Below are 12,949 nucleotides of genomic sequence, written 5' to 3'. Positions count from 1 at the left end.
ATTACCTGTATCGCTAATGTCTACAACTATCTTACATAAACTGACTTTCCCAGAACTTGAAGAATTCCCCTTTCTTGTCCACGGCCTTTTTCCTAAACAAGTAGACGCCTTCGGGGTAGATCATCCTCCAACTAACGAACAAGTACGTATAGCAATGGGCGGGAAAAAATTTTGCGATTTACAGCAAGTTCATGGCACAAGTTTAAAGCATATCTCTATCACAACGGCTTCAGGATGTCCTTCTGATGGTTTGTACACTGAAATTCCTGATATTTCTTTGCATATTCGCCATTCTGACTGCCAACCAGCTATCTTTTATGATCCCGAGAAACATATTGTAGCTAATGTCCATTGTGGGTGGCGCGGATTGGTGGGGAACATTTACGCTGTTACCGTTGCCACTCTGAAAAAAGTATACGATTCAAAACCTAGAGACCTTACTGTTGTAATCGGTCCTTCTATAGGCCCTGACTATGCTATTTATCCTGATTACCAAACACTCTTTCCACCAAGTTTTTTCCAATTCATGCCCAAAAAAAACCATATAGATTTTCGAGCTATTGCTCGCAAGCAGCTATTGGATTTGGGGATCCAGAAAAATAAACTCACCATTTCTGATCGTTGCACTTATACTGAGCATGACATTTTCTTCTCTTCTAGATACCGCAACCATAATAGAGATCCAATCATTACTGGAAACACAAAGAAAAAGAAGAACAACGTCACAGCTGTTCTCCTTTTACCTAGGGATTAGATATCAAGCAAGCTGCCAGGCTGCTCGATCATGTCTTTGATTTTGACCAAGAAACCTACTGCCTCCTTACCATCAATAATACGATGGTCATAACTAAAAGCGACGTACATCATGTCTGCGGCTATGATCGAGTTATCAACGACGACAGGTCGTTTTTCTATTTTGTGCATTCCCAAAATCCCCACTTGAGGTGGATTAATAATAGGCGTAGATAACAATGAGCCGTATACTCCTCCATTAGTAATTGTAAAACTCCCCCCTTCTAATTCTGGAATTGTAATAGCTCCTTCTCTGGCACGACTAGCTAAATCTGTTAGCTGTTTTTCTATATCCCCACTGGAAAGAGTATTACAATTCCTAATAACAGGGACTACTAAGCCACGTTCAGTGCCCACGGCAATACAAATGTCATAGTACTCACGATAAACAATGTCACTACCATCGATATATGCATTAACTCGTGGATATTCCTTAAGCGCAGCAACAACGGCTTTTACAAAAAATGACATAAATCCAAGCTTGACACCATGACGCTGAGAAAATTCATTTTGTTTCTCCTTTCTCAGATTAATTAAAGGAGTCATATGAATCTCGTTGAAGGTGGTGAGCATTGCAGATTCATGAAGAGCAGAAACTAACCTGCGAGAAATCGTCTTACGTATAGAAGACATTTTTTCTCTAACTTCATTTCGTCCTTCTATAGAAGGTATTGCGGATAACTTATCCTTTAAAGGAACAAAAGTTTTACCAGTATTAGGAGGTGTATGCCCGGGAAGATTGCCTGGGAATGAGATGATTTCAGCGTCAGTACATATATTCGGCATTTCCTCCTTTTCTACAACTGACAGAGTTTCAGAACCTTCTACATTAGTATCGTAGATTTTGCCTACAATATGACCAACAGGGACCGTGTCTCCTTCAGAAACCTCCCAAACGATCCTACCCCCAATCGGGGCATAAATCAACTGATTGACTTTATCACTTTCTATTTCTAATATTCCTTGATTCTCCTGAACAGTTCCTTCAGAAGGCACCAATAAAGAAGATATTGTCACCTCACTAATAGATTCTGCGATATTCGGGATGCGAACTTCCGTAATCATACATTACCTAAAGAAAACAGAGTTTCCATTAATATTAATAATTCTTTTTGACTTAGACGTGCAGATCCCGTAGCTGTTGAACTACTTCTAGGTCGGCTAACACAATGAAGTTTCTTTGGAAAGATATCCTGTGTCGCCATAAATATGTAATCGAAAGCACCCATATTTCTAGGTTCTTCTTGCAGCCATACATATTGTTTCACCTTAGGATATTTACCAATCAACGTCAGAATATCTTCAAGATATAGAGGATATAAGTTTTCAATACGTAAGCAGGCAAATTGTGCTTTAATAGATTCCTTCTTTAAAGCATTTTGGTAATCATAATATACCTTGCCACAACATAGAACTAGGGTGGTAGCATCATAGTTTGGCTCACTATCTTCAAGGACAGGTCGAAACCCACCAGGAATTGAAAACTCACTAATATTACTGGTACATTCGGGAAGCCGTAATAACATTTTGGGAGTAAATACAATTAAAGGTAAGGAAAGATCACGTCTAGCATGTTCCCTAAGCAGACGAAAATACTGCACAGGAGTTGAAGGAATAGCAACTTGGAAGTTCCAGTTGGCAGCTAGTTGTAAATATCTTTCAATACGACCGGAGGAATGTTCTGGACCTTGACCTTCATATCCATGAGGTAATAAAATTACCAAATCAGAATGTAAATCCCATTTCTGTATTGCTGATGAAATATATTGATCAAAAATGATTTGTCCACCATTCGAAAAGTCTCCAAACTGAGCTTCCCAAATTACTAATGCATTTTTAGCTTGCTGAGCATACCCGTACTCAAATCCTAAAACAGCATATTCAGATAACGGAGAATTATACAATCCCACAGCTCCTTGATCCGGAGCTAGATGATAAAGAGGCGAATATGTATCTCCTGTTTTTATGTCACTCCACAGTAAATGTCTCTGGCTAAAAGTTCCACGAATAGAATCCTGACCCGACAGTCTCAAAGAAAATTGCTCAATTAGCAAAGAGGCAAAAGCAAGTTCTTCTGCCATGGCCCAATCATAACCTATTTCGCCATGTGCCATTTTCATTCTCTTATCCAAAAGGGATTTAACCTTAGGATGAAGGGTGAAGTTATCTGGAACTCCACACAACTTGGATGTAATATGAAACACCGTAGACTGATCTAAAGAAACATCTATCTCGTGCATAAGGAGCTCACCAAGATCCATACGATCACAATGACGGCAATCACCTTTAGGTAAAAGGATATCCTCTTTTAGAGAGTAAAACTCCCGATTTAGCGTTTCGTAAACACTATTTTCAATCTGTTCGAGATTCTGTTCAGAAATTTCACGAGAAGATTTTTTTAAAAGATAGCTTTTAAATATTTCTCTGACCGTAGTCTTTTCTTTGATCTCCTTGTACAAAATAGGAGCCGTAACTGAAGGATCGTCACTTTCATTATGTCCGTATTTCCTGTAACAGCATAAATCAATAATTACATCACATCCAAATCTCTGACGCACCTGTACAGCATAATTAATAGCACGCAAGCAAGCCGATACGTCCTCACTATTCACACGAAATACAGGTATCCCTAACATCTTTGCGATATCTGTGCAGTATGGTGTGGATCGTGACTCCCTAGGATGAGCTGTAAAACCAATTTGGTTATTCACGACAATATGTAGAGTACCTTCGGTTGAATATCCAGGTATTCGACTTAGTTGTAATGTTTCATACACAATACCTTGCCCAGAAAATGCTGCATCTCCGTGGACTAAGATAGCCAGGGAAGATTTCTCCTCTCCAGATTTGCCATCCTGCTGCAGAGCGGCAACTACTCCTTCAATCACAGGATCCACAGCTTCAAGATGACTAGGATTTGGTAGCATAACTACCATGTACTGCTCATCATTATCCTTATGTTCCCTGTAAACGTAACCTTTATGATATTTCACATCGCCGACATGGTCTACCCCACGTTTTATAGGATCATCTTCAAACTCCATGAAAATATGGCTATAGGGCTTCTTTAAAACGTTAGTAAGAACATTGAGTCTTCCCCGATGTGCCATACCTAAAATGTAATTATGAATCTTCTGATGTTTCCCATAGTCAACCATATAGTTTAACATAGGAACTAAAGACTCAGCGCCTTCTAAAGAAAACCGCTTTTGTCCTGTAAATTTAACTTGAAGAAACTCTTCAAAGAATGTTGCTTTGCATACTCCCTTATAAGCATTTATTAGATCTTGCGAAGTAAGAATATCGTATTGGGTTTCCATGAGCTCCCAGACATAATCTTGTAAATCCGGAGGACACGTTAGAGTTTCTACTGCTATATTTTGACAGTACTGCTCTTTTAATTTTTGTATTAAATCCCGTACTGACACCTTAGATTTAGGCAATAATCCTAGGGAAGGAACTTCTTCATTCAAATCGATATTGCGGATTTTTTCTTGTATAAATGAGGATTCCTGTGACGAAGAAAGCGGAGAGATTTGGCTCTGTAGATACCCATAATTGCGATATATCATGCGTAGAAACTGAGCTTTCCTTTTCTGCAGTTCTTCTTTAGCCTCTCCGTGATTAGAAGATGAAGTATCTGCTCCTTCTTGGCCTAATTGATACCCTTCAAAAAAATATTTCCATGAAGGATCTAAAGCTTCGTGATTCAGAAACCTCTGAAACATAGACTCAATCCAATCCATATCAGAAGAATGGACTTGTCCAGCAAACTCAGAATTCATATGATGATTGTTCTCAATAGATGCGATCTGAATTTCGTTTCATAGCAAATTTTTGTTTTTCAAAAAAATATTCTTTGTCTTTTTTCTATTATTGCAAAAAAGCACTGGATACAGTACATCTGCTCTCTAGAATATAGGATGGTAACCATTAGATGAAAAGTGAACGTCTAAAAAAACTGGAATCGGAATTAAATGATTTGAACCAGTGGATGCAGCTAGGTTTAGTTCCCAAGAATGAAGTTGATAGACATAAAGAAGAAATGCGAACCTTGGAGATGAAAATTCATGAAGAGAAGGAACGTCTTCAACTTCTGAAAGAAAACGGCGAAATTGAGGAATATGTCACTCCCCGTCGTAGTCCTGCCAAGACAGTATATCCCGATGGCCCTAGCATGTCGGATATAGAATTTGTAGAGCCTACAGAAACAGAGTTGGATATTGATCCAGGTGAGACTGTAGAACTAGATCTTAGCGATGAGGATCGTGAAGAGGGTGGAGCAGAAATCGATTATTCTTCTGAAGACGATGAAGATCCATTTAGCGACCGAAACCGCTGGAGACGAGGTGGAATTATAGATCCCGATGCAAATGAATGGTAGGTCTCCACTAGCTCTTTACATTCATATTCCCTTTTGCACGAAAAAGTGTCGCTACTGTAGCTTCTATACAATTCCTTATACCTCAAGTTCTTTGGCATTATACTGCGATGCTATCCTTGAGGAAGGAAAACAGAAGCTTGCTTCTCTCAAAGACGAATATTTCATTGATACTTTATTTTTTGGCGGAGGGACTCCCTCATTACTTCCTCCTCATTATATTCAAGATCTCATTACAACCCTCGCTCCCGAAGCTAGAGAAATCACATTGGAATCTAATCCGGAAGATCTTACCACGGATTATATTCGAGAACTTTCGCATACCTCTGTAAATAGAATTAGCATAGGTATACAAACTTTTGATGATCCTCTTCTTAAACTTTTAGGTAGGATCCACTCTTCTTCTCGCTCAATAGAAGCCGTTCAAAGTTGTTACTATCACGGATTTCATAATATTTCCCTAGATTTAATCTACGGCTTACCTAACCAATCTCTAGAAAATTTTTTGTCTGACATTTATAGAGCTTTATCTCTTCCTATTTCACATATTTCTCTTTATAATCTTACAGTAGATCCTCATACCTCCTTCTATAAGCATAGGAAAATCGTTCTTCCCTCAATAGCCGATGATAATATCTTAGCTAATATGAGCCTGTCGGCAGAAGATATATTAGAATCTCATGGATTCTCCAGATATGAGCTAGCCTCCTATGCCAAACCCCTATGTATGTCACAACATAACCTTTATTATTGGACAGATCTTCCCTTCCTAGGCTTAGGGGTATCGGCATCGCAATATCTTCATGGAATACGATCTAAAAATCTCTCTAAGATTTCCCACTATCTACGAGCAATTCGTAAAAATCTACGCCCTATAGAATTCGTAGAATCACTCCCACCTCAAGAAAAAATAAAAGAAGCCCTAGCCCTAAGATTACGTCTTACTCAAGGAGCTTATTTGAAGGATTTCCCTAATAATCTGACAAGTTCTCTCCTCTCGTCACAAAAACTTCAAGGCCTTATTGATCACAATGAGGTTTCTATTTTCCTAACTAAGCAGGGTCGGTTATTTCACGACACCATTGCAGAAGAAATCATGTCTTTTTCTTTTTAACTTAAATAAAAGGTAGGCTTTTTGTTATTAGACAATATAAAATGAAACAATTAATTGTTGTCTAAATAATGAAAGATAAATCTAATAAAAACAAAGATATTCCATCAAATAATCCAAAATCTTGGATGTTTCCAAGAACAACTGCTCCCTATACAAATGACGGGAATCAAGCCATATTTACGGTTTCTGAACAAAGCATTACATCTATGAAGCCTGTAAATATGAATAAAAATAAAATCACTAATATAAAAGACCCCACTGATCCTAAAGATGCTGTAAATAAAAAGTATCTCAATACTAATTGTGTGTCTGTCAATATTAGCGCTAAAGCTACAGGATTCCTACCCACCACTGGTGGTACCATGTCCGGTAATATTGTTATGAATAACAATAAAATTACCAACGTTTCCTTAGCTACTACTACATCACCAACTCCGGAAGGAGGTGCTAGATCTGGTGAGACGACTACCACTATAGATCCGAACTGCTTAGCAACAGTTGATTATGTAATTCAAAAGGCAACAGAGATCCAAAACAATTCACAAATATCAGAAGCCATAAGCGCTATGTCTAGTATCAGCGGAAGAATAGCTGCTCTAGAACAAATGGTTGGTATTGCCCCTCCTCCTCCTCCTGGAAGCGAAAACCAACAACCTCCACCATCAACTCAAGAAGCTCCAGAACCTGTGTTTGTCAAGGTAGCCGGAGATACCATGACGGGGAACTTAGATCTAAGTGGCACCCAATCTATGCTGAACCTAGAAACGCCTACTAACGATGAATCACAGACAGTAGCAAACGTAGAATATGTCCAAGCTAAAATTACAACACCACAAGTAGGGTTCGCTAGTAATCTAAATGGCAAGAAAAAAGAGAAAGAAAACTATTTTGTTTGGATGTCAAACAACAACGATGTTAGACAAAATCCAATATCTAATACATGCTTTACTTTAACTTCTGAGGAAAAAACACTTCAAGTGCTTAAACCTGGTATTATGTTTCTTTCCTTCCTTGTAGACTGGACAGAAGCTAGCGATGCACCTAACAAACTCCAAGGCCCAATAGGCGTTCAGGTAGTATCTGTGACTAGTACAACTGGGCCATCTACATTAGCTACAAGTGAACAAGAAACTGTTCTCTATGACTTCAAAAACATGCCTAAAAAACAAACTCTTTCAGTACAAATTCCCATTAGTGGACCTTGTGGACTAAGAATTAAATATCATGGTGTAGACCCATCATCAGGATCTAGCACTACAAAAGCTCAGTACGTAGAAAATATCAATGTAGTGAAATGGATTTGGCAACTCGTATTGATGCCCACGAAGATAAGTCAAACGACATATAGTGATGCACTGATAAATTGAAAGAATCTTATCACACATAATATGTACTATGCATTCGCAAAATAAACCAATTAGATTATATTCAATTAATAAGAAAATTCAAAAGTATTATGAATAAAGAAATAAACTCTACACAATCGGCAAAACGTATTTATAAAATGCGCTTAGCAGCCGCTACTGATTTATCTAGTGTATTTACTGTCGGCAATAAACAGATATCATCTAATAAAAATATTGACATGGGAAACCAGAAAGTAACCGGTCTACCAGATCCTTTACAAGATGGTGAAGCGGTTAATCTGGGATACTTAAATAGTAACTACATATCAGTCAACGATGAAAATAGTGGCTACCTTAAATTATCAGGCGGTGATATGTCTGGGAAAATTGATATGGGAGGACGTTCAGTTACCCAACTAAGCACACCGATTGAAGGTAATAGCAAAACTTTAGACCCTACACAAGCTGTCACAGTCGAGTATGTGGACAAGGCATCCACAGGAGCAATCAACAAGGAAAATATAACAACAGCATTAAACAAGGTCAAAGGTATCACGGATCAACTTGAAGTTCTTGAGTTAGCAGTAGGAATTCAGCATCCGGATAATAACCAAGATAACACAGATACCTCTACCCAAGAAAACACCGCAAAATTTGTTCTTAAGATAGGAGATACAATGTCTGGTGCTTTAAGCATGGGTTATAAAAAAATTACACATGTAAAAAACCCCAATGTCGCAGATATAACACAAGCTGCTACTGTCAATTTTGTGAAATCACAATCCAGTTTACCTACTCTAGGCATGTTAGGGAATACCATGTCTGGGAATATTACACTAAATAGTGGCATGTTTCCCTGGATGCAATCTAGTTTCCCTGCCTCTAAGAAAACTTCTCCTAAAACACTTACAGACGCTATAGAGAACGAAGATTCTAAAGAAATAGACGAGCTTTCGTCAGTTCCTAGAGGTTCCGCAGATGGTTCAGTGGGTCCTGGAACTGATAACGGAACAAGCGGAGGAACGAATGGTTCAAATAGCAACACAACTGTACAAGACAATATTAAAAAAACAGATGCTGCAGACAAATGCTTTAAAATAAATGGGAATGGAGAAAAAACTAAATTAAAAGTACTCTTCCCAGGTCTTGTAATCCTTATGGCAACATTTTGTAAAACTGAGGCACAGACCACCCCTGCTCCTGCATTAGAAAATGATTCCGAAAATACCAATAATATACCAGAAATTGAATTCTTAGCTGGATCAAATACTGGGCGCCGACAAGAAAGACCCGATCCTGATTTTGAAATTGATGTGATTGTATCTGAACCAACTACTATACCTGCTCATAGCAAACAAACTAATCCTTCTGAAAATACGATGTTCAAACTGTATGGTGTCTATTCCGGGCAATCAGTTGTTTGTCAGATCCCTATAATTAAAGCGAATTCTGAAATACAACTAACATTTAACAAAGCGAAACTAGAAAATAATGTTACATATCCAACAAATATGAATACACCCATTGCTTCTTTATCCTTTGCAACTTGGAATATCACCCTTTTACCTACATCAGATATAAAAACACTAAAGGGGCAGAACAATGAACAACCAAAAGATATCTCTATAAAACCTCAGACAACTTAAGGCTAAGATTTCTTAGCCTCTTAATAACCTGCTCCTAGATAAGATATCGCAAATAGCCCTTCATAAGGGGTTTGCTCAGCAATATCTACAAAAATCTCGATATCGACAGCTGCCCCCCCACCCTCAGCCCACATATACATATTACCTACAAAATCATAAGATCCCCAACACATTGTCTTAATGAACGAATTTTTCCTTTGCGTCTGAATTACAAAATGCCAACAATCTATGACGCTCCTATAAGCATAAGAAAATAAGTATATTCCTCTGTGAAGAACAGAAACTACATTAGCATGTACTCTACTCGCATCTGACAACCTAAAATATTGATCGGCATCATCTGATTTGTATAGAGTATTATTTGTATTTATTATCTTGGCTGCAGGATTACTAGGTGCTGTCCCTGGTTGTTTCATGTAAATAAGAAAAGGTACAGTCATGCCCGCCCAATTGGGATATTTATTCTGTGTAGTAGAGTTAATACCAGCTATAGTCTGTAAAACGTCTTGTACGGCAACTCCTTGCTGCCATTGAGAGTTTGGTGTTTTAGTAGTGATTGCTCCAACTACTTGTGATGAGGGTTTACTATCTGTTCCTACATAAGTACTACCTGATGTCCCGCTCTTATTGATAAGAATATTGGTAACCGTTGGATCTGGAGAAATAATATTCCCTTCTTTCTTCTGGAAACTTAAATCCCCCTTCATTGCATTCGTACCATCACGCAATAAAAATTGAGCTTCACTAGGTTTGGTAATTGTTACATCATTAGTACCGTTTTTCTGTGGAGTGCCCAACTTTGTACTAATTGCACTTATCCTCGTGTTACTCCCTCCTTCATCAAACGAATTAATTGTGTCTATAGCATGGTTGAGGTTTTCAATAAGCCCCCCTACTTGTTCATTGACTAAACCAACAGAAGCTCCATCTGTTCCACCTATGAACGCATTATTAAAAGATGCTGGCAACCCAGTAATAGTATGGCTGTTATTCATGTCAATATTACCAACCATTAATCCACCGGATGTCTTAAGAAACTTTCCTGATATAGATTTAGAACCTTTTGGGAGATAATTTACCAACTCACCTTTAGTAACAATATCTCCATCTGCAGAGGATTGTGGTAAATTGGTAAGTCTTTGTCCTGATACATCCCATGTAGTCGTAAACTTGCTATTCTCACCTAAGGAAACCTCTGGCTCATTATTGGCTGCGGATGGTGGAGTAACTCCTCCTGCACCACTCCCAGAAGCACCTGAGTTAGGATTACTAGTGCTTACATCTGTACTTCCACTCTCTGACGTAGCACCATCACTACCGGCTCCAGCTTCAGTTCCAGAGGTCCCCACACCATTTGATACTGCAACACCACTATCAGAAAGATTTGGCTCTTTATTTTCCTCAGAGCCTTCAACAGACGTATTTCCAGTATTTTCATTGCTATTTGATGCTTCATAGCTATGATCGGATGAACTATTTTTATTAGGATTTTCAGATTTATCACTAAAATCTGAAGATGTAATGTGCTCAAAAGGATTTTCAGAATGCGTAGTATTCATCCCCTCTGGAATAGATGCTCTAGAGTCCACATCAATACTATTTGTATGTGACGGATTAGAAAAGGTCGCACTACTATTAGATTGGTTACTATTTTCACCAGTAGATGAAGAAGAAGGCGTAATGCTATTCTCAGTACTAGGCGTATTATCAGAAGAGACAACTTCTTCCGTACTTCCTTCTTTCTTTTTATCCCAGAAAAACCAACCAGAAAGAAATTTATAACCTGCAGATTTATTTTTATTTAATTTTATTAATTTTTTCATTCTAATTCTTTATAAACGTTTATCTATCAATTAATAAAAATAAATAGAATAAAAAGCTTATTAAATAAAATAAAAACGAAGAAATCTAGAAATAAAGATCGTTTTGTATAACACGGGCAGCGAATAAACTGCCCAACTGTGAGATAATCTTACTTAGGAATGTAGAATAAGAAAATCGTAGGAACCTTAGTAAGTTTTTTATGGATTTCAGAGAGATCTGAGGAATGCTGCCAAGAAGCCACCGATCTCGTAGAGATAAATTCGTGATCACCATCAAGGTCTATACCAACACACAATTCAGCAAAACTAGGCAATGTATCAAGTAGAGCCTGAAAAGTATGAACATTTCTATAGGGAGTTTCTATACAAATTTGGGTTGTGTGTTTACCAACACATGAGCGAATACATTTGGACCTATCCTTTGGATTTTGCGGTAAATAGCCTAAAAATGAGAACTCTTGGCCTGGAAGTCCAGACAACATCAACGCTAAGGTTATAGAACAGGGACCTGAAAAAGCTTTTACGGGAATGCCTAACACACGCGCTCGTCGGACTAAACTGGAACCAGGATCAGCGATACAAGGCAGCCCAGCATCAGAAATTAATCCCCAGTTTTCTTGTTTTTTTACGATAGGTTCTAGATAAAAGTCCCAAGCCTTCGTAGATCGGTCATTCTTACTAAGAACAGCAAGAGGAAATCTATGGGGTTCAGGAACTTTCCATAAGCTAAGGAAAGCCCTACCTCCCCGGTCACTCTCAACAATCAATCCTTGAATCTTAGGTATCACATCAGCAATGGCTGATGGGAGAATATCTACCTTCCTATTGCCTAAAGTGTTTGGGAAAATATACAACGTCATGATCGCGTCATCCTAATGATCAGTGTTTCGACAGCTATTATAGGATCTTGTTGATTATTCTTAATGATACTTTCAGCATAAAAAAGGTTACTAAGTGCCTGATGCAATCTATCAGAACCGTAAGAAATAAAATTCCGAAACTTTCTATCTTCCTGCCCTTCTTCTAGACTACGCAGGCCAAAAAGACACTGGCTTCTTAGGAAAGCTATTAGAGAAAGAGGATCTTCTCCTTGTTCATGGATCAAAGCATGTAAACAATCACGGCTCTCAAGCAAATCACGCCTAAGCAACGCATCTCGAAATTTCCATAGAGATACCTGCTCTCTCTTTTCTGTAAACTTTTCTATATCTGCATATTCTAGAGTTTGTTTCCCTCCTATATGACATAATAACTTATGAAACTCTCCAAGAATATCGTGAATAGCTGCTTGGGGGAATTTTTTTAAAAATACAGCCCCTAAAGATAAAGGACAAAATACTCCTAAAGATTCTGCCTTTCTAGACAATAAAGTAGAGAGGCGCTTCTCTCTATCAGATGACCATTCTCCGTATAAAGAAAGAGCAAGTACACGCATTAATTGCTTAGCGAGAGATTGGAACACTGAAGACTTCGTCGTAAACAAAAGAATCTTTACATGAGGATGAGGATTTTTAGAGTAACTAATAAGAAAATCTTTAACAGAAGAGGATAGTTTGTCTACCTGAAAAATAACCACATATTCTCGATTACCAAATATGCCATAATTTTCTGTTTTTAATGCGAGATCATGAATCGTTAAGACAGATCCATCAAATTTAGCATATGTTTGCGAGATAAGAAGCTCAGGAATAACCTCCCTATCTTCCTCAGTCCCTGAGCCAACTAAAACAAGAGGGGGAGACTTATCCAAATATATTTGGGAAAACTCTTGGAAACATGTAAGATATTCTTGCATAACCTGATGCCTTGGCCACTAGAACTAATAGATTACTATACTAGCTTATTAG

The 12,949-nt window shown here is 38.1% G+C and carries 10 protein-coding genes; 5 read left to right on the top strand and 5 right to left on the bottom strand.

The window, feature by feature from the left end; translation table 11 throughout:
• Positions 1 to 16 precede the first annotated feature (16 nt).
• On the top strand, positions 17 to 754 hold the full coding sequence (gene pgeF, locus H359_RS02230) for a peptidoglycan editing factor PgeF (RefSeq protein ID WP_020370039.1): 738 nt from the start codon (positions 17 to 19) through the stop codon (positions 752 to 754).
• Here pgeF and sucB read toward each other — a convergent pair.
• Together sucB and H359_RS02220 are read right to left on the bottom strand one after the other, a co-directional pair.
• Positions 751 to 1,857: a dihydrolipoyllysine-residue succinyltransferase gene (gene sucB, locus H359_RS02225; protein ID WP_020370038.1), complete on the bottom strand. Its 1,107-nt coding sequence runs from the start codon at positions 1,855 to 1,857 to the stop codon at positions 751 to 753. The two genes, pgeF and sucB, sit on opposite strands and share 4 nt — an antisense overlap.
• Positions 1,854 to 4,577 carry a 2-oxoglutarate dehydrogenase E1 component gene (locus tag H359_RS02220; RefSeq protein WP_020370037.1) on the bottom strand — a complete coding sequence of 908 codons (2,724 nt, stop codon included), beginning with the start codon at positions 4,575 to 4,577 and terminating at the stop codon, positions 1,854 to 1,856. The genes sucB and H359_RS02220 overlap by 4 nt, the downstream gene beginning before the upstream one ends.
• A 152-nt stretch (positions 4,578 to 4,729) precedes the next feature.
• Between H359_RS02220 and H359_RS02215 the strand changes: the two genes are divergently transcribed.
• The 4 genes from H359_RS02215 (at position 4,730) to H359_RS02200 (ending at position 9,279) form a co-directional block, all read left to right on the top strand.
• Positions 4,730 to 5,176 carry a hypothetical protein gene (locus tag H359_RS02215; protein ID WP_020370036.1) on the top strand — a complete coding sequence of 149 codons (447 nt, stop codon included), beginning with the start codon at positions 4,730 to 4,732 and terminating at the stop codon, positions 5,174 to 5,176.
• Positions 5,166 to 6,287, top strand: a complete 1,122-nt coding sequence (gene hemW / locus H359_RS02210; RefSeq protein ID WP_020370035.1) for a radical SAM family heme chaperone HemW — start codon at positions 5,166 to 5,168, stop codon at positions 6,285 to 6,287. The genes H359_RS02215 and hemW overlap by 11 nt, the downstream gene beginning before the upstream one ends.
• A gap of 68 nt (positions 6,288 to 6,355) precedes the next feature.
• Complete coding sequence (locus H359_RS02205; RefSeq protein ID WP_020370034.1) at positions 6,356 to 7,654, top strand: hypothetical protein; 1,299 nt, start codon at positions 6,356 to 6,358, stop codon at positions 7,652 to 7,654.
• 89 nt (positions 7,655 to 7,743) lie between these two features.
• A complete protein-coding gene (locus H359_RS02200; RefSeq protein ID WP_020370033.1) occupies positions 7,744 to 9,279 on the top strand; it encodes a hypothetical protein in 1,536 nt (511 codons plus the stop codon).
• A 20-nt stretch (positions 9,280 to 9,299) separates the two neighbouring features.
• Here the strand turns inward: H359_RS02200 and H359_RS02195 are convergent, their stop codons facing one another.
• The 3 genes from H359_RS02195 to H359_RS02185 all read right to left on the bottom strand — a co-directional run bounded on the left by H359_RS02195 (position 9,300) and on the right by H359_RS02185 (position 12,897).
• The gene (locus H359_RS02195) at positions 9,300 to 11,102 is read right to left on the bottom strand and encodes a protein kinase family protein (RefSeq protein ID WP_020370032.1); all 1,803 of its coding nucleotides are present in this window, start codon (positions 11,100 to 11,102) and stop codon (positions 9,300 to 9,302) included.
• 149 nt (positions 11,103 to 11,251) lie between these two features.
• Positions 11,252 to 11,962: an SAM-dependent methyltransferase gene (locus H359_RS02190; protein ID WP_020370031.1), complete on the bottom strand. Its 711-nt coding sequence runs from the start codon at positions 11,960 to 11,962 to the stop codon at positions 11,252 to 11,254.
• On the bottom strand, positions 11,959 to 12,897 hold the full coding sequence (locus H359_RS02185) for a hypothetical protein (protein ID WP_020370030.1): 939 nt from the start codon (positions 12,895 to 12,897) through the stop codon (positions 11,959 to 11,961). The genes H359_RS02190 and H359_RS02185 overlap by 4 nt, the downstream gene beginning before the upstream one ends.
• Positions 12,898 to 12,949: the final 52 nt, after the last annotated feature.

This window comes from Chlamydia ibidis 10-1398/6, assembly GCF_000454725.1.
GTDB lineage: Bacteria > Chlamydiota > Chlamydiia > Chlamydiales > Chlamydiaceae > Chlamydia > Chlamydia ibidis.
The sequence above is the reverse complement of the archived record's forward strand: the minus strand, read 5'-3'. Positions and strand labels throughout refer to the sequence as shown.